Genomic DNA, 19359 nt, shown 5'->3' with positions numbered 1-19359 from the left:
CTCCCTCGTTCGGCAGGGTCCATCGCCTAGAACCTACCTGCCCGTCTCCTCAGAGCACTCGACGCGCCTTCATTCCGTCGAACACCGGGCCGATCCGAACGACGTCGCCGAACGTCGGAGCGTGCACCATCTGGCCGTTGCCTGCGTAGATGGCGACGTGACCGGGTCCGCCTGCCTGCCAGTTGCCGAACAACAGGTCTCCTGGCTGCGCCATCGCCAATGGAATCTCGGTGCCCACGTTCCATTGCGTCTCCGACGTGCGCGGAAGCGTGACGGTGCCGCCGGATGCCTTGAAGACTGCGTACGAGGTGAGACCAGAGCAATCGAAGCCGCCACCGGACGGTCCGTTGATGTTGCCGCCTCCCCACACGTACGGCAGTCCGAGGTAGTCCATGGCCGAATTGACGGCACGGCCGCCGATGGCTGCAAGGTCGAGCGTCGAGAGCGGGTTGAGGATGCCGGCGAACTGCATCTCCGTCGCCCTGATCTTCGCGACGTACGGCTTTGTCTGATTCTCGTAATCGGGTGTTCCCGAAGGCATTCCGCCCGATCGGAGAACAGCGCCGGCACCTGCGTTGTATCCTGCGATGGTCAGGTCCAGGGTGTCGCCGGAGACCCGCCCTTCGGACTTCCACCTCGACACCTGTTTGTTGATGTCGCACAACAGATTTCCCGACGCCATCACCGAGTCGGCGATCCCGTTGACGTCGGCGATCCCGTCACCGTCGGCGTCCTTGCCGTACGTCTGCCAGGTTCCCGGCATGAACTGGCCGGGTCCGCGGGCGCCGCTGGAGGACACGGGAGCTGTCGGGCCGTAACGGAATCCGTTCTCGGCGGCGTACAGAGCGGCGATTGTGGGGGCCTTCACCCCGTCGCAGATGGCTCCGGCCTTCATCAGCCACGGTACGAAGGCCGTGATCGCTCCGATAGGAGAGCTCGATACGCCGGTGAACGTAGCGGGCATTCCGGGAAACAGCGCCCGGCGAAGCGCTTCGGCTGCCGGCATGAACGCTGTCTGCGACGCGAGGTCGCCGAGCGAGAAAGTGGAGGTTCCGAACTGGACGGTTCCGGCTCTACTCGGAATCACTGCCCCGAGCGAGGTGATGGTGGAAGTCGGACTGCTGACCACCGGGGTCACCACGGGCGTCGTCGACTCGGGCGCAGCGGGCGTTGCCTCGTCGGGAGGGTCGATTTCTTCGGTTTCGGTGGGCGGCAACAATGGTTCCGCGGCGTCTTCGACTGCAGCTGCTGCGTTGTCGAGCATCACGTCCGCTGTGTCGCGTTGAGCCTCCGGCAATGTGTCCAGCAGACCGTCGAGCTGTTCTTGCAGGCCTGGTGCGGCCTCCTCGGCTGCGGCGGCGACCCCTGCGGCACCGTCCTGGATGGGCGGCGGAAGGTCGGTCCCTGCTGCTGCTCCTGCTGCGGACACAAGTACGGCAACGATGACTGCGATTGGATCGCCTGCCATGTAACAACTCCTGGTGCCTGAAATTTCCCGCCCCGACGTACGACGCCGACTCACTGTAGTGAGCTGACTCACATCATCATGCACTGCCGGATCGTTCCGTGGGGCGGATTACCGGGTGTCGCATTGTGTTGGGTCACAAAGGCTCGTCGCGCGATAGGCTGGCGTCGACTCGACCACGACAGACTCGGAAGGCCCGTCATCGACAAGTACCTGGTGTCACCGGAGACGGTATGGGACCCCGGCGCTCAGCTGCTGTCCCAGTGCATCGTCGTCGCGAATTCCGCTCGCACGCTGTACCTGTCCGGGCAGACGGCCATCACCGCAGACGGACGATTCGAGGGCGTCGGTGATGTCGAGACACAGATCCGATTGTCGTTCGAGAACATCCGGCTGATCCTCGAGGCGGCGGGCGGCACGCTCGACAACGTCGTCAAGCTGACGGTGTACTTCGTGGATCTGGACGATCTCGACACCTACACCGGCATCCTCGGTGAGCTGTTTCCGAAGATGAGGCCCGCGCAGACCGTCGTCGAGGTGTCACGTCTCGCGTTGGACGAACTGTTGATCGAAATCGACGCGACGGCAGTTCTCTAGAACAGGGTCGACCAGTAGTCGGAGAATCGGATGCCGATCAGCGCGATCACCACGGCGTACCACACCGCCGCAATGGTCCAACGCCACTCGAGCAGTAGCTTCGGGACAGTGCCCGCATGGTCCGGGTCGACCAGTTGCGACAGAGACACCATGAATATCGGCAGCATCACCGCCCAGACCACCATGCAGTACGGGCACAGGGCACCGATTTCGTACAGGCTTTGCACGATGAGCCAGTGGACGAAGACCTCGCCCAGCAGGGATCCCAGGGACAGCCCGAGCCAGAACCAATGCGGCAGTTCGATCCGCGCCAGCGTCAATACCCCGGTGACCACGACGACGGTGAACGCCACGATTCCGATGATGGGATTCGGGAATCCGAACAGTGCTGCCTGATCGGTCGTCATCACCGATCCGCAGGACAACACCGGATTCAAGCTGCACGACGGCACGTACGACGCGTCCTCGAGCAGCTTGAAACGCTCGATTGTCAGCGCCAGTGCGGCGAGAAGTCCTCCGAACCCGCCGACCGTCAGGACCCACGCTGTGGTTCTGCTCGCTTTCACTGCGCGGCTGTGATGGCTGCGCGCAGGCCGTCCGGCGTCGGGTTCGACACGGTTTCACCGTTGACCGTCACGGTCGGGGTGCCGGTGACGCCGCCGTCGAGGACGCTTTGAGTCTGGCTCGCCACGTAGTCGGTGTAGGTCCCGTCGGTGATGCAACTGGACAGGTCCGGGCCGTCGATATTCGCCAACTGTGTGATACCGAGAAGGTCGTCGTCGCTCAGACCTGCGCCACCCTCGGTGGGCTGCTGCTCGAACATGGCCTTGTGCCAGGTGGGCCACGCCGATATGTCGGCGTCGGCGACGCACAGGCTCGCGTTGGCTGCGCGCGTGGAGTAGTTGGTCGAGGACATGCGGTCGAGAATCGCGATCGGCTTGTAGTCCACCGCGATCGTGTTGTCGGCAACCAGCTCGGACAGGGTGTCGCCGCTGATCGCCTCGAACTGCTTGCACGCCGGGCATTGGAAGTCCTCGACGACAGTGACGACTACCGACGCGTTCGGATCGCCGATACGAATCGCACCGTCCCCGGTGACCGACGACGGCGCGGACGCTGGTACAGCCGTGGTGTCCGAGTCCTTCCCCGCGATACTGAACCCGATGGCGGCGATCAGGGCGATGAGCACGACCGCGACGGCGACCTGGATCAGTGTGCGACGCTGCTTGTCCTTCTTACCGTGCAGTGCCGCCGCTGCCGCTTGCGCCTTCTTCTTGCTGTTGTTGCTCACCGAAAGAGTCCCTTGGTCGCCGAGAGGTGTCCTCGGACCAGCATAGGCGGCTGAACCTGAGCTCTAGCTGAGTGCGATCAGCCTCTCGACCGCGTACCCGTAGCCTGCGATTCCGAGGCCGGCGATGACGCCACTCGCGATGGGCGAGACGAACGAATGATGACGGAACTCCTCGCGAGCGTGGACGTTGCTGATGTGAACCTCGATGACCGGCACCTCGGGAATGACGAGGGCATCGCGTAGCGCGACGGACGTGTGGGTCAATCCGCCGGGGTTGATGACGATTCCCGACGCCTTGCCGCGTGCCTCATGGATCCAGTCGATGATCTGGCCCTCGTGGTTCGACTGCTCGGCCCGCACTGTCCGGCCGTGCGCCGCGGCGGTCTTCTCACACAGGGCGACGACGTCGGCGAGCGTCTCGTGCCCGTACACCTCGGGCTGGCGGGTACCGAGCATGTTCAGGTTCGGTCCGTTGAGTACCAAGATGTAGCCGGTCATGTGCTGAACTCACTTTCTTGTCGCTGCCTACCGCCGGGTGCGATCCTTCCACAACCCACCCGGCAGAATGTTTGCAGTGAGAACTGTGTGGGTGGTTTGGGGTGTCGGCGTGTTCGCGTACATCGTCGGCGTTCTGCACCGCACTGCGTTCGGCGTCGCCGGCCTGCAGGCCGCAGACCGATTCTCGATCAGCCCATCGTTGTTGGCGTCGTTCGTCGTACTGCAGGTCGTCGTCTATGCGGCGATGCAGATTCCGGCCGGGGTGGTTCTCGACCGGGTGGGATCGCGGAAGATGATCGCCACCGGCGCACTCCTGATGACCGTCGCGCAGATCACGCTCGCTGTCACCGAGTCGTTGCCGCTGGCAGTCGCGGCGCGGGCACTGGTAGGTGTCGGCGACGCATTGACTTTCATCTCGGTTCTGCGTCTGGTGCCGCGCTGGTTCGGGCCACGGCAGGTGCCGATCGTGTCGCAGCTGACGGGTCTTCTCGGTCAGATGGGACAGATCCTCTCCGCAGTTCCGTTCCTGATGCTGCTCAACGGTCCAGGGTGGACGTTCGCATTCGGCAGTGCTGCGTCGCTCGGTCTCGTGGCATTCGTGCTGGTGCTTGCGCTGATCCGGGACGCGCCACCCGGAACGGAGATCGTCGAGAAGCCCACGTCGATGCGCGAGACCTTCGCCGCGATCGGCCAGGTCTGGAAACGTCCGGGAACCCGGCTCGGCTTCTTCAGCCACATGGGAACGCAGTTCTCCATCACGGTGTTCGCGCTGCTGTGGGGGATACCGTACCTGACCTCTGCACAGGGCCTGTCGACGTCGACAGCCGGTGTACTGCTGTCGATTTCGGTGGTATCCGCGATCGTATCGGGGATCGGACTGGGGATCCTCACCGGACGCTATCCGATGCGTCGATCGTGGATGGTGCTCGCGATCATGATCAGCAACGCAGCGATGTGGGGAATCGTTCTCGCGTTACCCGGCCCGGCGCCGCTGTGGCTGCTGGTGGTCCTCGTCGTTGTGATCTCGGTGGGTGGACCGGGCTCGGTCATCGGATTCGACTACGCCCGGACGTTCAATCCGAGCGCGAATCTCGGTACCGCGCAGGGAATGGTCAACATCGGCGGATTCCTGGCCTCACTTCTCGTCATCGCGTCCATCGGGTGGATACTCGGTGCACTCGGCGGCTACACGTTCGATGCGTTCAGGGTCGCGTTCCTGGCGCAGTATCCGGTGTGGATCGTCGCGATCACAGGATTGATCGTCACCCGCCGAAAGACCCGCAGACAGTTGGCCGAGGAAGGCATCTATCCGCACACGATGCGAGAGATTCTGCAGCGGTTCCGGGACCGCTAGCGGACTGTTGCGATGGTAGTGGCTTCGGTGAGTCCTCGCAGGACCACCGGGTCCAGTGCTCGCCAGCGCTGCGCCTCGTCGGCGTCCGCGCTGTCGACCACGTGCTGGGCGACGAGCACCCGCGAGGGTTCACTCTTGGCGAGGTCCGACAGTCGGGCCGCGCAATTCACCGGTTCACCGATGACGGTGTATTCGTACCGCTGGGTTGCGCCGATGTCGCCGGCGAAGACTTGACCGGCGGCGACGCCGATTCCGAAGTCCATCGAGTCGAGCGATCTCAGAGCCACGCGGAGCGTCCTTGCTGCCCGCAACGCACCCGCGGCAGGATCGTCGATCTGCTGCGGTGCGCCGAAGATCGCCAGTGCGGCGTCGCCCTCGAACTTGTTGATGAAGCCGAGATTCGCGTCCACGGTGTCGACGACGATTGCCAAGAACTCGTTGAGCGCCTCGGCAATGCGTTCGGGCGGATGGTCGACGGCGAAAGTAGTGGATCCGACGAGGTCGATGAACAGAACTGCCGCGTATTGGACGTCGCCGCGAGGAAAGTCGGATTGCTCCAGTGCACGCGAGGCGACCTGCGTGCCGACGTGTCGTCCGAACAGATCTCGTAGTCGTTCGCGTTCGGTGAGTCCGGTGGACATGGCGTTGAATCCGCGTTGCAGATCACCGATCTCGGACGAGTCGTACACGGGCACCTCGACTTCGGTGTTGCCGCACTCGATTTCGGCCATTGCCGCGCTCACCTCGCCGACCGGATCGGATACCGACCTGGCCACGAGGATCGTCCCTCTCAGTCCGGTACCGAGGGCGATCGCCGACACGATGAGTATCGGAAGTTCGATAGGGGCCGCGATCTCGACGGGTGTGCCGGTGGAATGGGCGATGACGATCAGGGTGATCGCAGATACCGGAAACGCCGTGCACACGACCCAGGTGATGACGAGTCGGGCAAGCACACTCAGTTCATGACGCGCCTGCGGGAGGGCGGTGGATGCCCGCGCGGAGACCGGGCGGAGTGTGCGTTCGGTCAGAAGGTACCCGGTTCCGGCCGTCGTCACCGCGCCGAAGATCGTGCCGACGATGACGAGAATAGTGATGTCTCGCTCTGTGCCGCGGGTCAGAAATGCGAGCGCGAACCCGAATCCAAGCCACAGTGCGAGATGTGAAGCTGTGTGATGCAGCGGTATTCGTACTGCGCGTCGCGCCTGACCTGCCGTCGGAACGCTGCTGCTCGCGATCCACCTCAGCGTCGGCACGATCAGCAGCGCGCCTGCGATCGCTCCCGTGGAGACGCCGAGCGGCACTACCCACCGAAACGCGCTGAAGCCCGGATCGGTCAGAATACTGCTCACGGTTGCTGTCTCCGAGCGCGCCAGGAGGGCCACGACGAACGTGACCTGCACGGCGGCGAAAACGTTGAGGGCGACCAGCCCGAGGCCGTAGCGGACGGCGACGCTGCGAGCCTCCTGGGCCGTCATCGCTCGGTCTCTTTCACTCGGGTGTGGCGGGGCAGTCGGCTGCCGCCGTTCTCGACGAGGCGCTGCTGCCGGACGACGCGTCGCAGCGTCGGATGGGTGTCGCGGCTTTCGGCGCTAGTATCGCGGGGCACAATCCGTGGATTATTTCCGATTCTCGACACCGGCGTGGCGGTAATGCGTCGTACGTTGCCTGTCACGACTACAGGTCGAGCATCTATGTCTCGAGAATCTCGCCGTTGGACGGCGTGTGAGCGATTAGTTTCGACCGTCGGTGAGGTCTCGATTGCATGGACAGACGTGTGCAACTCGGCCCGGTCGACACATGGTACGGCGAAGACGGTGAGGGCGAGCCGCTGGTGTTCTTGCATCCCGGCGGCGTCGATTCACGAGCGCTCGAACCGAACCTCGTCGCTCTGACGCGGCAGTTCCGCGTCTTCACTCCCGAGCGACGAGGCCACGGCCGCACCCCGGACGCCCCGGGTCCGATGACGTTCGACGACATGGCCACCGACACGATCGCATTCGTCGAGACCGTGGTCGGCGGTCCGGCCAGATTCGTCGGCTGTAGCGACGGTGCGGTCGTCGCTCTGCTGGTGGCTCTGCGACGGCCCGACCTCGTGGAACGACTCGCGTGCGTCGCCGGGGTGTTCCATCGTGATGGTTGGGGCGGGGGTGTGTCCGATCCTGATCAGGCGACGCCGCAGTTTCTCGTCGACATGTACGGGGAGATCTCGCCCGACGGGGCCGATCATTACCCCGTCGTGGCTCGCAAACTCGACGATATGCATCGCACAGGGCCGGCCGTGACGCCGGAGCAACTGAGTGAGATGGACGTTCGGCTCCTGGTGATGATCGGCGATGACGACGAGGTGACGATCGAACATGCGTCCGAGTTCTACGCCAGGTCGAAGCGAGCAGAGTTGGCGATAGTTCCCGGCACCTCGCATGGTCTGCTCGTGGAGAAGCCGGAGTTGTGCAATGCACTCCTGCTGGACTTCCTCGTTCACGATGCGGTGCAGACTTTCGCACCGATCAGGAGGGCATGACTTCACAGGAACCCTCGAGCGCGCTCCCAGGGTCCGTGAGGTCGCGGCAGTCACGCTGGTGGTCGACATCTTCGAGAATAGGATCACCGTGACCACTACGCTTCTGCCGCCTCAGCCTGCGAGTCCACCTTCCAGGCATCGACGCACGCGCCGGTTTTCGCTGAACCGCGACACTGCACTCCTCGCCGCCCTGCTCGCCGCCGCTGCAGTCCTCTATCTCTGGGACCTGACGGCGAGCGGCTATGCCAATACCTTCTATGCGGCTGCAGCTCAGGCTGGTTCGAAGGATTGGACCGCGTGGTTCTTCGGTTCGCTGGATTCGGAGAACTTCATCACCGTCGACAAGCCTCCTGCATCGCTGTGGGTGATGGGGCTCTCGGCGCGGATCTTCGGATTCTCGAGCGCAAGCCTCCTCGTGCCGCAAGCGCTCATGGGTGTCGGTGCCGTCGCTGTCGTGTACGCAGCGGTGAAGCGAGTGGCTACTCCCACTGCCGGGTTGCTTGCGGGCGCAGTCCTCGCGGCGACTCCTGCTGCGGCGTTGATGTTCAAGTTCGACAATCCCGACGCGTTGCTGGTGCTGTTGATGTCCATCGGCGGCTACTTCGTCGTGAGGTCGCTCCAGACTCGGATCGGTCGTCGTGCAGCGATGTGGCTTGCTCTCGCCGGGGTTGCTCTCGGTTTCGCCTTCTTGACGAAGATGCTGCAGGGTTTGCTGGTGCTTCCGGCGTTCGGACTCACGTATCTTGTCGCAGGCCATGTTCGGCTTCGTGCCCGTCTGCTCCACCTCATCGGGGCGTTCGCCGCGCTGATCGCGGGCGCCGGATGGTGGGTCCTGACGGTCGCGTTGTGGCCTGCGAGCGCTCGTCCGTACATCGGCGGCTCCACCGACAACACCGTGATGGATCTGGTGCTCGGGTACAACGGTCTCGGCCGTATCTTCGGGGGCAGCAGCGGTAGCGGCGGTGGGGGCGGCTTCATGAGCGATGCTCCGGCAGGTTCCAGCTTCGGTGGAAGCACAGGTCTCGATCGACTGTTCGGCAACGAGATGGGCATTCAGATCTCGTGGCTGATTCCGGCTGCACTCGTTGCTCTGGTGTTCGGGCTGATCGCTCGGGGACGTGCTCCTCGTACTGATCTGCTTCGTGCGTCGCTCATCCTGTGGGGCGGATGGTTCGTGGTCACCGGCCTGATATTCAGCTACATGTCCGGGACGATTCATCCGTACTACACGGTCGCGCTGGCTCCCGCCATCGCTGGACTCATCGGTACAGGTGGGTATGCGTTGTGGTCGAAGCGTGAGTCGATCTTCGGCAGGGCGGGGCTTGCGTCGATGATGCTGGCTGCCGGCATCTGGTCGTGGGTTCTGTTGCAGCGCAACGCAGAGTGGTTGCCAGCTCTGAAGTGGATCCTTCTTGCCGGAACCGTGATCGCTGCGGTGCTCATTCTTGGCGCTGGGCGCTATCGGAAGCTCGCGGCTGTAGCCGTCATCGTCGGTTCGCTCGCAGGGCTCGGTGGCAGCGTGTCGTACGCCGTGGCGACGTCCGCCACCGCGCACGGCGGATCCGTTCCTACTGCTGGCCCGGAGGGCGCGGTCTCGGACTCCGGGATGGGCGGCGGTGGCCAGGCTCCCATGGGAGGGGAGATGCCGACCGGCGACATGCCGACCGGAGACGCGGCTGGTGGCGATGTGGGTGGCGATATGGGTGTCGATATGGCCGGCGAGATGGGCGGGGCGATGGGTGGCGACATTGCCGACGGCATGGCCGGTGGCATGGGCGGTGGAATGAATGCGGAATCCAGCGACGAGGTGAATGCTCTTCTCGAGTCTGCGGACACGAAGTGGTCGGCGGCGGTGAACAGCTCGATGACCGCGGCGACGTATGAGCTCGCGACCGACACTGCTGTGATCGCGATCGGTGGGTGGAGCGGTGACCCTGCCCCGACGCTCGACCAGTTCATCTCGTACGTCAGCGATCACCAAGTGAAGTACTACATCTCGGGCGGAATGAGCGGTCCCACGACCGGAGACGATTCCGAAAACGTCTCCACACAAATCGCCGAGTGGGTTGCCGCGAACTTCACCGCAACCACTGTCGACGGCGTCACGATCTACGACATGAGCGGCTACACCGGCTGAGCACATCCGCGAGGTCCCCTGCTTCGTACGAGTGGTGAACGCAGCCACGCGTGAAGCAGGGGAATTCCGTTCGGCTACCGGCACTGCACGTGTCCTCGAATAGGTCAGAATGGCGCGTCTCCTCTGTACCGGCTGATCTGGTAGCCCACAGTCAGACCTATGGCGATTCCCATCGATGCGTTGCACTCGACGATAGGTTCGAGCTGTATCCGAGGTCGCTTGGCGTTGGCTTCGCCTCCGCCTGTTTCGCTCCTGCCTGTTTCGCTCCTGCCCCTTTCGGTCTCGGCCGGTTTGCCTGAGACCCTCGGCGAGGTCGGTCGGTTTCGGTCGCGGGTGGTGGCTCGCGTAGCGGTATCAGCGGCAGGCTTCCCAGCTGCAGCCTTCCCCGCAGGCTTTCCAGCCGCGGCCCCGGATCGAGTTCCGGATCCGGTCGCTGCCGGTGCAGTCGACGCTGCCGTAGCGGCTCGTTCCGCCGTAGTCACCGGCTCGGTCGCGAATTCCGGTCTGCGCTTGCGCGGCACATGGGGGATCAGTGACTTCCCGGCGAAATTCGTTGTACCGTAGGCGTTTCCCGGAATTGTGACTGAGGTCGTCCCAGAGCTGGATTCCCAATACTCCGCCGCGCCAGCGAGCATGGTTGGTGTCCACGCACCCATGGTTTTGAGTGAGTGGTGATATTTGCAGAGGCAGTGCAAGTTGGTGAGGATGGTCCAGCCGCCTCGCGAGGGGTTGCGGTGGTTGAAGGGGATGACGTGGTCGATTTCGCAATTCGATGCGGGGACGTGGCAGCCGGGATGGCGGCACGTGCGGTCTCGCTGACGGACGAGCTCGGCCAACTGAGCACCTGGACGGTAGAGCAGAGCTCCGAGCGGCGGTGCGTCGAACCCGCCGTGTCCGTTCGGGTACAGAGCGATGGCCAACGCTGGATCCGCTGCGATGGCTTGCTCGAGCGCAGCGATTAGTGTGTAGCGACCCTCGTGCGGTCCGGAAGGAACGTCGGTTCGGGTGGGTGTGGGGGAGGGCGCGGGCTTCGGCAACCTCATCCCTCGGCGTCGTCGTCCTCGTCCGAGTGGGTTGAACGTCAGGTGTGCCGCGGGACGGTTCGCGCTCTGAGCCTCGAGATCCACGTCTTCCGTCGGTTCGTCGTCGCCCTGGCTGTAGCTGTCGCTGTCGGTGCCGCCGCCGTCGCTGTCGGTGCCCTGGCCTGCGCTGTCGTCGGCTGCGGCTGTGGTCGTTCCGGCTGCGCTGGAGGCAGTTTCGGAAGGTCCAGCGGAGCAGTCGGCGCTATCGTCAGCGGGTCTGTTGGCGATGAGTCCTAGCTCCCGGGCGAGGTCGAGTGCCTCGGTGAGAATAATCTGGAGGTCACTGTTTTCCGCGAGTTCGCGGGCGTAGTCGGCGTCGATGTCACCGTGGCCGGCGAGGTACGCCGGAAGGTCGGCGAGTCCGAGGAGGGTGTCGATGTCGATCGTGACGTTGGTGAGGGGTTGGCGGCGTTCGGGGAGTACGGGGTTCGCGGTGCAGGGGTGATCGCCGTCGGGCTCACAGGTGCAGGCAACGTACGTTTCGCGGCGCATGAGGGCGGTGTGGGCGGCGGCGCGGCGTTGTCCGCGCGTTCGGGGGTCTCTGGGACAGAGGGTGTCTGCCATTTCGTTGATCAGTTGCCAGCATGCCGCGGCGTCGGCTGCCTCTAGGTTCGCCTCGATTGTCGCGATCATGTCTTTGTCGCGGTACCGCACTCCGGTCAACCTGGTGAGGTCCTTGCGGAGTTCGGCAGCTTCTTCTGGCGCACAGCGATGCATGATGGCGTCGATCTCGGTGGCGAGGGGTCCGGGGGAGAGACGTGTGGCGGCGGTGAGGATCTCGGCTTCGGCGCGTTCGACGGCGTCGACGCTATAGGGATTGGTGACGCGGTAGATCGCGCGCACTCGTTGAAGATCGAGCTCTCCGGACTCGAAGGCTGCTCTGATGGCCGGGAAGCGCAGGCGTAGGTCCATTCCGATCTCGGCGTAGGTGTCTGCCACAGTTTTCGAGCAGCCCAGCACGGCTGCGATTTCGGAGGCCGCGTAGTTTCCGGCGTCGGTGAGATGTTCGCCGATCTGAATGGTCTGGTGAATGCACGAGTCCCAGATGGTAGCTGCAAGAGCGACTTTGCGCGCGCAGGCTTGATTCTCGATGACTGCCACATCCGAGCTCTCGGACAGTAGGGATCGATCGATGACGGGCTTTTCTGCGGTCCTGCGTAGGCGGCGAATGCGCCCGCGAGACTTCCTGGCATTGTGTCCCCCGACCAATGATTCCGGATGCTGGTTCGAAACTATGTTCGATAGTACCGACTGGATTTGGTCTGGTCAAGGCAATTCTGTTGCGGCATACCATCATCGACTGGAGTTGATGCCATACACGATGGCACCGACAAGTTGAGTGAGGTTAGCCGAAATGCGCAGCGCTCGTAACCCTGCAGTGACTGGGCGGGGACGTCGACGAATTGCACGCTGAAATGCGTACGAAATTAGTCACGCGGATACGTGACCGATATTCCTTGTGGATCGTTCGCGCCGGTTCGGTGGGAGTCGCACTATTTTGGGAATGACGATTGCAGCCAAGCCTTGGGAGCCCCGTGCCCAAACGGTCGCCACTCCACTTGAATCTTGTCCCAGCATGCGTTGTGCACACGCTGGCAGCAGGCGAGTCTGCGGCGCTCACACTCGACTACGTGTCGCCGACCTGGCGGGTGCTGAATGTCGTGGCCTGTGGCGGATGAGAAAAGCAGATATCGCACAACCCCGAGGATGCGCCGTGGATCACGCGGTTGATGGTCGACCCTCACGCTGCGGTGCCGGTCGGTGCTGCCGCGTTGATGCAACGCAACACTCGCCCTGGCGCAACCCGGCGACTGGGAGCGGTTCGGTGCCCATTCGGTATTCGCGAAGCAACGCGGTGGGCGCCTGAAAATACCGACGCGACAAGCGAATCCCGCAATTGTCATGGAAACGCAAGACTCTGCTGTGCGGAGATCGTTCATTGCTCGAGAATGTCAGATCTCCAGATCCACCCACGCCATGCGGTGGTCCGACGGGTGTTCGGCGCCGGCGGGCCAGTAGACCCCCGACCCGGAAACGGTCAGGTCATCGGACGGCAGTGCGTAGTCGACCCGCAGGTCGCCGGGCGTCGGGTCGGAGAAGTCGGCGGTGTCGTTCCCCTCGCCGGCTTCCGACGTCGGTGCCGGATCTTGGACGCGCGAGTTGTCGAGAAGTTGCTGAATTGCGCCTCCGACGGAATCGCCGTCGACGGGGTCGCTGTTCTGATCGCCGAGCACGACGAACGACGCACCGGATTCGAGCCCGCCGCGTCCGCCGTTGTCGTCGTACAGATATTCGGCGCCATCGACGTAGTCTGCCGTCAGCCTGATTTCGTCGTGATTTCGCTTGCCGTTGCGATCCTCCGGACCGTCGAACGACGGCGGCGTCGGGTGGGACGCGAGGATGTGCACCGTTTTTCCATCGATGTCCACCGGCACGTCCCAGTGCGACTTGCTCGACAGCCGTAGAGAATCGGAGTTCGCTCCGTAATAGTCCCGTGGCAGCAGTGAATTCGGCATGTCCCTCCACAGGAAGTTCTGGAACGTTCGAACCCCTGCAGTATCGATCGGGTACTTCGACAGAACGACCATGCCGTATTGGCCCGGGAACTGACCGAAGCCGTATGCGTCGTTCGGGCCTCCGACCGCACCATCCGCGTCGAGATCGAGCCCCGAGTCGACACCGGTGTTCACCGGGGCGGTGAAGGCATACGGATACGCGCCGTCCAAGTAGTTGTCGCGGAACACGTCGAGAGCGTCGACGGAATAGTCGAACTCGTTGATCAGGAGGACGTCGGGAGCATTCTCGGTGATCACGTCGGCCACCGCCCTGGCCTGAGTGTTCTCGCCGCTCAGGTCCGTGAGCAGCTGGCCCGCGACCGCTCGGTTCAGGCTTGCATTGAACGTGGCGACCCGGACCGTGCGCGCTTCGTCGTCCTGCGCAGGTTCGGACGAGGAGGAACATGCGGTCAGCACGAGGGCGACGAGGACCAGCGGGGCAGCTACGGCGAACTTCACGCGACGCACGTTAGCGCTGTCAAGCAAACGTGAGGTGACATGGATCCTCCAGTAGTGGCACGAACAAGTGCACTGGAATGCACTCAAACGTGCCACTGGGGGCGGAGTCCCAAATTAACAAGCAGGCATGCTTGCTTTTTCCGGTCTGCGATGTGAAGCTTTCTTCATGGCCGACCTCGACTCCATCGTCGACGACCTCCGCGCTGAAGGCGATGCCCTCGACGCGCTGGTTGCAGACCTCACCGACCAGCAATGGTCGACACCGACTCCCGCCGAAGGGTGGACCGTCGCCCATCAGATCGGGCACCTCTCCTGGACCGACAACGTCGCCGCGCAGACGACATTGGGCGCGGCAGGCGATACGGACGCCGCCGCGGAATTCGACGTGGCGCTGAAACAGGCATGGTCCGATCCGATGGGTTTCGTCGACACTGCTGCTGAGGAAGAATCGCGCGACCCACACCTGTTGACGACGTGGCGCTCGCGTCGTCACGCGATGACCGACGCGCTCGTGGCGGTGCCGGCAGGGAACAAGATCCCATGGTTCGGGCCGCCGATGAGCGCCGCATCGATGGCGACCGCGCGGCTGATGGAGACGTGGGCCCACGGCCAGGACGTCGCCGACGCGCTCGGTGTCGTCCTCGAGCCGACCGACCGGATCAAGGGCGTCGCACACATAGGCGTGCGCACCCGCGACTTCGCGTACGCGCTCAACCAGCAGACTCCGCCGGCCGAGCCGTTCCGAGTCGAACTCACCTCCCCAGGCGGTGAGCTGTGGACCTGGGGTCCCGAGGACGCCGCCCAGCGTGTCACTGGTTCGGCAGCGGACTTCTGCCGGCTGGTCACCCAGCGGGCGCATCGAGACGACCTCGACGTCACTGCCGTCGGCGCCGATGCCGAGCACTGGCTCACCATCGCCCAAGCCTTCGCAGGCCCTCCCGGAAGTGGACGACCCAAACAATGACCGTGAGGATAGGCAACTGTTCCGGCTTCTACGGAGACCGCATCTCCGCGATGCGCGAAATGCTCGAAGGCGGTGAACTCGACTACCTCACCGGCGATTACCTCGCCGAGCTGACGATGTTGATCCTCGGCCGTGATCGCATGAAGGACGCCTCCCGCGGATACGCCAAAACCTTTCTACGCCAGGCCGAAGACTGCCTGGGGCTTGCGCTCGACAAGGGAGTGAAGATCGTCGCCAACGCTGGTGGGCTCAACCCCAGCGGCTTGGCGAAGGCTCTCGGCGAGCTCGGATCAGGCGCGAAGATCGCCTATGTCGAAGGCGACGACCTTCTCTCCCGCGCCCAGGAACTCGGCCTCGGCGCACCGTTGACGGCCAACGCATATCTCGGCTCCTGGGGAATCGTGGAATGCTTGAAGTCGGGCGCCGACGTCGTGGTGACCGGTCGTGTCACCGATGCTTCGGTCATCGTCGGGCCTGCAGCTCATCATTTCGGTTGGACGAGAACAGATTACGACGCTCTGGCCGGTGCTGTTGTGGCCGGTCACGTCATCGAGTGTGGGACTCAGGCCACCGGCGGCAACTACTCGTTCTTCACCGAGATTCCCGATATGGGCCGTCCCGGATTTCCCATCGCCGAAATAGAGTCCGACGGCTCCTCGGTCATCACCAAGCACGACGGCACCGGCGGAGCGGTCAGCGTCGGGACCGTGACGGCCCAGTTGCTGTACGAAATCACCGGGGGCCGCTACGCCAATCCCGATGTCACCGCACGCATCGACTCGGCGATCCTCTCTACGGTCGCCAGCGACCGCGTCCGGATCAGCGGTGTGCAAGGCGAACCGCCTCCGCCGACACTGAAGGTCTCGCTCAATGCGCTCGGGGGCTTCCGCAACGAGTTCACCCTTATCCTCACGGGGCTCGACATCGACGCGAAAGCAGAACTTGCACAGAAGCAGTTCGAAGCTTGGCTCCCGGCCCGGCCGACCGAACTGGACTGGACTCTGGTCCGTACCGACAAGCCCGATGCCGACACCGAGGAAACTGCAAGTGCTTTGCTGCGCTGCGTCGCCCGGGACAGTGATCCGAACATGGTGGGTCGCCAATTTTCTTCGGTTGCAGTGGAACTTGCACTCGCCAGCTACCCCGGTTTTTCGCTGACGGCTCCCCCCGGCAACGGCGCGCCCTATGGCGTGTTCACTGCAGGGTACGTCGACGCCGCAGAGGTACCGCACGTCGCCGTGCTGCCCGACGGAACCCGTCGCGACGTGCCGCAGGCATCGGATACGAAGGAACTCGAACCTCTTCAGGAACCGGAACTGCCGAAGGCGCGCCCGGACGAACCCACTATTCGCGTACCTCTCGGTACCATCGCTGCAGCCCGCAGCGGCGACAAAGGTGGAAATGCCAACGTCGGCGTCTGGGTGCGCACCGACGACGAATTCTCATGGCTGGCAGCAGTACTGACGGTCGATCAGCTGAAGGTGATGTTGCCGGAGGCGAAAGCACTGACCGTCACCCGGCACGTCCTACCGCACCTACGCGCCGTCAACTTCGTTATCGAGGGCATCCTCGGTCAAGGCGTCGCCTCGCAGGCTCGATTCGATCCCCAGGCCAAGGGGCTCGGTGAGTGGTTGCGGTCTCGCCACATCGACATTCCCGAAACACTGGTATTTCAGGGAGAACTCTCATGACCATCTGGACCACCCCCGAGCGACTACAGCTGCGAAAGACCGTCCGCAGCTTCGTCGTACAAGACATCGCACCGCACATGAATCAGTGGGAGTCCGACGGCGAAATCCCACGCGAGCTGCACAAGAAGGCGGCGGCCCTCGGCTTGCTCGGCGCAGGGTTTCCCGAGGAGGTCGGCGGTGACGGGGGAGATCTCGCCGACGCCGTCGTCATCTGCGAGGAGATGCATCAGGCGGGCTCGTCCGGCGGATTGTTCGCGTCGCTGTTCACCAGCGGAATCGCCCTGCCGCACCTGGTTGCTGCCGGGGACCGCGAGCAGATCGAGAGATGGGTCCGCCCTACTCTGGCCGGTGAGAAGATCGGGTCTCTTGCCATCACCGAACCGGGCGGGGGCTCCGACGTGGGTCACCTACGCACGAAGGCAGTCCGAGACGGCGACCACTACATCGTCAACGGCGCGAAGACGTACATCACCTCCGGATGCCGCGCGGACTTCGTCGTCACCGCGGTACGAACGGGTGGCGACGGTGCAGCCGGAGTGTCACTCCTCGTCATCGAGAAAGGCACTCCCGGCTTCGAGGTGACGAGCAAGCTCGACAAGATGGGTTGGCGGGCTTCGGACACGGCCGAGCTGTCGTTCGTCGATGCACGGGTGCCCGTTGCCAACCTCGTCGGCGTCGAGAACAGCGGTTTCGCGCAGATCGCGCAGGCCTTTCTCACCGAACGCATCGCCCTTGCCGCGCAGGCCTACGCGAGCGCGCAACGCTGCTTGGACCTGACTCTGCAGTGGGTCCGTGATCGAGAAACCTTCGGAAAGCCGCTCATCGCACGGCAATCGGTGCAGAACACCGTCACGGAGATGGCACGCAAGATCGACGTGGCCCGTGTCTACACCCGCTCCCTCGTCGAGCGGTCCATGCAGGAGAACCAAGACTTCATCGCCGAAGTCTGCTTCGCGAAGAACACCGCCGTCGAGTCCGGCGAGTGGGTCGCCAATCAGGCGGTACAGCTCTTCGGCGGACTCGGTTACATGCGCGAAAGCGAAGTCGAACGCCAGTACCGAGACATGCGCATCCTCGGCATCGGAGGCGGCGCTACTGAAATACTCACCGGGCTGGCAGCAAAACGATTGGGGTACCAGGCATGAGCGTGCTGAAGTCCACCCTCGACACCGCATCGGAGCAGTTCACCAGTGCAACCGAGGCAATGAACACCAAACTTGCGGAGATCGACGCAGAACACGGCAAAGCACTTCTCGGCGGCGGCGAGAAGTACATCGAACGGCACCGCAAGCGCGGCAAGCTCCTGGCCCGTGAGCGCATCGAATTGCTCGTCGACGAGGACTCGGCGTTCCTCGAGCTCTGCCCACTTGCGGCCTGGGGCAGCGACTTCCCGGTCGGCGCCAGCACCGTCATGGGAATCGGCGTGGTCAGCGGCGTCGAATGCCTTATCGTCGCCAACGACCCGACGGTTCGCGGCGGTGCCAGCAACCCATGGACTCTGAAGAAGGGATTCCGCGCCAACGACATCGCGACGCAGAACCGGCTTCCGGTCATCTCGCTCGTCGAATCCGGTGGTGCCGACCTACCCACCCAGAAGGAAGTGTTCATCCCGGGCGGCCGTATGTTCCGTGACCTGACGCAGCTGTCCGCCCAGGGCATTCCGACGATCGCACTCGTGTTCGGCAATTCTACCGCTGGCGGCGCCTACATTCCCGGCATGTCCGATCACGTCGTCATGATCAAGGAACGCTCCAAGGTCTTCCTCGCCGGACCACCACTGGTCAAGATGGCCACTGGTGAGGACTCCGACGACGAATCCCTCGGCGGCGCCGAGATGCACGCGCGAAAGTCCGGCCTCGCAGACTACTTCGCCGTCGACGAGCAGGACGCCATCCGAATCGGCCGCAGCATCGTCTCGCGTCTGAACTGGAAGAAGAAGGGCCCGGAGCCGCGCGCCGAGGTCATCGAACCCCTCGCCGATCCGGAAGATCTACTCGGAATAGTCCCGACCGACCTGAAGATCCCCTTCGACCCCCGCGAGGTCATAGCGCGAATCGTCGACGGAAGCGACTTCGACGAATTCAAGCCCATGTACGGATCCTCGCTGGTCACCGGTTGGGCGGAACTGCACGGCTATCCCATCGGCATCCTCGCCAATGCCCGCGGTGTCCTGTTCAGCGAGGAATCGCAGAAGGCCACACAGTTCATCCAGCTCGCGAACCGATCGAACACGCCGTTGTTGTTCCTGCACAACACCACCGGCTACATGGTCGGCAAGGAGTACGAGGAAGGCGGCATGATCAAACACGGCTCGATGATGATCAACGCCGTCGCCAACTCGAAAGTCCCGCACATCTCGATACTGCTCGGGGCTTCCTACGGCGCCGGCCACTACGGCATGTGCGGACGAGCCTTCGACCCCCGTTTCCTGTTCGCCTGGCCGAGTAGCAAGTCCGCCGTCATGGGCGGCGCCCAGCTGGCCGGAGTCATTTCGATCGTCGGCCGCGCCGCCGCCGAAGCCCGTGGACAAGCTTTCGACGAAGAGGCCGACGCCGGACTTCGATCGATGATCGAGAACCAGATCGAAGCCGAGTCGTTGCCGATGTTCCTCTCCGGGCGCCTGTACGACGACGGCGTCATCGACCCCCGCGATACCCGTACGGTAGTCGGAATGTGCCTGTCGGCCATTGCCACTGCCCCGATCGAAGGCACCGAGAACTTCGGCGTCTTCCGGATGTGACG

General features: G+C 63.7%; 16 protein-coding genes. 9 read left to right on the top strand and 7 right to left on the bottom strand.

Annotated elements, in window-relative coordinates:
• Window positions 1–49: 49 nt before the first annotated feature.
• Window positions 50–1468, bottom strand: coding sequence for a C40 family peptidase (locus ACODSO_RS14015; RefSeq protein WP_489037405.1), 1419 nt, complete (start codon window positions 1466–1468; stop codon window positions 50–52).
• Window positions 1469–1591: 123 nt separating this feature from the next.
• On the opposite strand from ACODSO_RS14015, the gene ACODSO_RS14010 reads away from it, so the two are divergent.
• The gene (locus tag ACODSO_RS14010; protein ID WP_489037404.1) at window positions 1592–2062 is read left to right on the top strand and encodes a RidA family protein; all 471 of its coding nucleotides are present in this window, start codon (window positions 1592–1594) and stop codon (window positions 2060–2062) included.
• Here ACODSO_RS14010 and ACODSO_RS14005 read toward each other — a convergent pair.
• The 3 genes from ACODSO_RS14005 to aroQ form a co-directional block, all read right to left on the bottom strand.
• On the bottom strand, window positions 2059–2628 hold the full coding sequence (locus tag ACODSO_RS14005) for a vitamin K epoxide reductase family protein (RefSeq protein WP_489037403.1): 570 nt from the start codon (window positions 2626–2628) through the stop codon (window positions 2059–2061). The two genes, ACODSO_RS14010 and ACODSO_RS14005, sit on opposite strands and share 4 nt — an antisense overlap.
• The gene (locus ACODSO_RS14000) at window positions 2625–3353 is read right to left on the bottom strand and encodes a DsbA family protein (protein ID WP_489037402.1); all 729 of its coding nucleotides are present in this window, start codon (window positions 3351–3353) and stop codon (window positions 2625–2627) included. The genes ACODSO_RS14005 and ACODSO_RS14000 overlap by 4 nt, the downstream gene beginning before the upstream one ends.
• A gap of 63 nt (window positions 3354–3416) precedes the next feature.
• A complete protein-coding gene (aroQ, locus tag ACODSO_RS13995) occupies window positions 3417–3851 on the bottom strand; it encodes a type II 3-dehydroquinate dehydratase (protein WP_489037401.1) in 435 nt (144 codons plus the stop codon).
• A gap of 67 nt (window positions 3852–3918) precedes the next feature.
• Between aroQ and ACODSO_RS13990 the strand changes: the two genes are divergently transcribed.
• Window positions 3919–5205, top strand: coding sequence for an MFS transporter (locus ACODSO_RS13990; RefSeq protein ID WP_489037400.1), 1287 nt, complete (start codon window positions 3919–3921; stop codon window positions 5203–5205).
• On the opposite strand, the gene ACODSO_RS13985 is transcribed toward ACODSO_RS13990, so the two are convergent.
• Window positions 5202–6683 carry an adenylate/guanylate cyclase domain-containing protein gene (locus tag ACODSO_RS13985; RefSeq protein WP_489037399.1) on the bottom strand — a complete coding sequence of 494 codons (1482 nt, stop codon included), beginning with the start codon at window positions 6681–6683 and terminating at the stop codon, window positions 5202–5204. The genes ACODSO_RS13990 and ACODSO_RS13985 overlap by 4 nt on opposite strands.
• A gap of 23 nt (window positions 6684–6706) precedes the next feature.
• Here ACODSO_RS13985 and ACODSO_RS13980 point away from each other — a divergent pair, with 23 nt between their 5' ends.
• The 3 genes from ACODSO_RS13980 (at window position 6707) to ACODSO_RS13970 (ending at window position 9866) form a co-directional block, all read left to right on the top strand.
• Window positions 6707–6934: a hypothetical protein gene (locus ACODSO_RS13980; protein ID WP_489037398.1), complete on the top strand. Its 228-nt coding sequence runs from the start codon at window positions 6707–6709 to the stop codon at window positions 6932–6934.
• Between the two features lie 36 nt (window positions 6935–6970).
• On the top strand, window positions 6971–7729 hold the full coding sequence (locus ACODSO_RS13975; RefSeq protein WP_489037397.1) for an alpha/beta fold hydrolase: 759 nt from the start codon (window positions 6971–6973) through the stop codon (window positions 7727–7729).
• An 88-nt stretch (window positions 7730–7817) separates the two neighbouring features.
• A complete protein-coding gene (locus tag ACODSO_RS13970) occupies window positions 7818–9866 on the top strand; it encodes an ArnT family glycosyltransferase (RefSeq protein WP_489037396.1) in 2049 nt (682 codons plus the stop codon).
• 104 nt (window positions 9867–9970) lie between these two features.
• On the opposite strand, the gene ACODSO_RS13965 is transcribed toward ACODSO_RS13970, so the two are convergent.
• Together ACODSO_RS13965 and ACODSO_RS13960 are read right to left on the bottom strand one after the other, a co-directional pair.
• Window positions 9971–12049: an HNH endonuclease signature motif containing protein gene (locus ACODSO_RS13965; protein ID WP_489037395.1), complete on the bottom strand. Its 2079-nt coding sequence runs from the start codon at window positions 12047–12049 to the stop codon at window positions 9971–9973.
• Between the two features lie 851 nt (window positions 12050–12900).
• Window positions 12901–13962, bottom strand: coding sequence for an endonuclease/exonuclease/phosphatase family protein (locus ACODSO_RS13960; protein ID WP_489037394.1), 1062 nt, complete (start codon window positions 13960–13962; stop codon window positions 12901–12903).
• Between the two features lie 166 nt (window positions 13963–14128).
• Here ACODSO_RS13960 and ACODSO_RS13955 point away from each other — a divergent pair, with 166 nt between their 5' ends.
• From ACODSO_RS13955 to ACODSO_RS13940, 4 genes are read left to right on the top strand one after another with little or no spacing between them, the layout of a single operon-like run.
• Window positions 14129–14926: a TIGR03084 family metal-binding protein gene (locus tag ACODSO_RS13955; protein WP_489037393.1), complete on the top strand. Its 798-nt coding sequence runs from the start codon at window positions 14129–14131 to the stop codon at window positions 14924–14926.
• Window positions 14923–16617, top strand: coding sequence for an acyclic terpene utilization AtuA family protein (locus ACODSO_RS13950; RefSeq protein ID WP_489037392.1), 1695 nt, complete (start codon window positions 14923–14925; stop codon window positions 16615–16617). Before ACODSO_RS13955 ends, ACODSO_RS13950 begins: the two co-directional genes overlap by 4 nt.
• The gene (locus ACODSO_RS13945) at window positions 16614–17762 is read left to right on the top strand and encodes an acyl-CoA dehydrogenase family protein (protein ID WP_489037391.1); all 1149 of its coding nucleotides are present in this window, start codon (window positions 16614–16616) and stop codon (window positions 17760–17762) included. The genes ACODSO_RS13950 and ACODSO_RS13945 overlap by 4 nt, the downstream gene beginning before the upstream one ends.
• Window positions 17759–19357 carry an acyl-CoA carboxylase subunit beta gene (locus ACODSO_RS13940; protein ID WP_489037390.1) on the top strand — a complete coding sequence of 533 codons (1599 nt, stop codon included), beginning with the start codon at window positions 17759–17761 and terminating at the stop codon, window positions 19355–19357. The genes ACODSO_RS13945 and ACODSO_RS13940 overlap by 4 nt, the downstream gene beginning before the upstream one ends.
• Window positions 19358–19359: the final 2 nt, after the last annotated feature.

The organism is Rhodococcus sp. FG69 (assembly GCF_057808915.1).
This window is presented reverse-complemented; position numbering and strand designations above follow the sequence as displayed.

Bases quoted from the DNA above. Each gene is read 5' to 3' on its own strand.
- ACODSO_RS13945 (WP_489037391.1), top strand. From the start codon at position 16,614: ATGACCATCTGGACCACCCCCGAGCGACTACAGCTGCGAAAGACCGTC.
- ACODSO_RS13950 (WP_489037392.1), top strand. From the start codon at position 14,923: ATGACCGTGAGGATAGGCAACTGTTCCGGCTTCTACGGAGACCGCATC.
- ACODSO_RS14015 (WP_489037405.1), bottom strand. From the start codon at position 1,468: ATGGCAGGCGATCCAATCGCAGTCATCGTTGCCGTACTTGTGTCCGCA.
- ACODSO_RS13985 (WP_489037399.1), bottom strand. From the start codon at position 6,683: ATGACGGCCCAGGAGGCTCGCAGCGTCGCCGTCCGCTACGGCCTCGGG.
- ACODSO_RS13990 (WP_489037400.1), top strand. From the start codon at position 3,919: ATGTTTGCAGTGAGAACTGTGTGGGTGGTTTGGGGTGTCGGCGTGTTC.
- ACODSO_RS13975 (WP_489037397.1), top strand. From the start codon at position 6,971: ATGGACAGACGTGTGCAACTCGGCCCGGTCGACACATGGTACGGCGAA.
- aroQ (WP_489037401.1), bottom strand. From the start codon at position 3,851: ATGACCGGCTACATCTTGGTACTCAACGGACCGAACCTGAACATGCTC.
- ACODSO_RS13940 (WP_489037390.1), top strand. From the start codon at position 17,759: ATGAGCGTGCTGAAGTCCACCCTCGACACCGCATCGGAGCAGTTCACC.
- ACODSO_RS13955 (WP_489037393.1), top strand. From the start codon at position 14,129: ATGGCCGACCTCGACTCCATCGTCGACGACCTCCGCGCTGAAGGCGAT.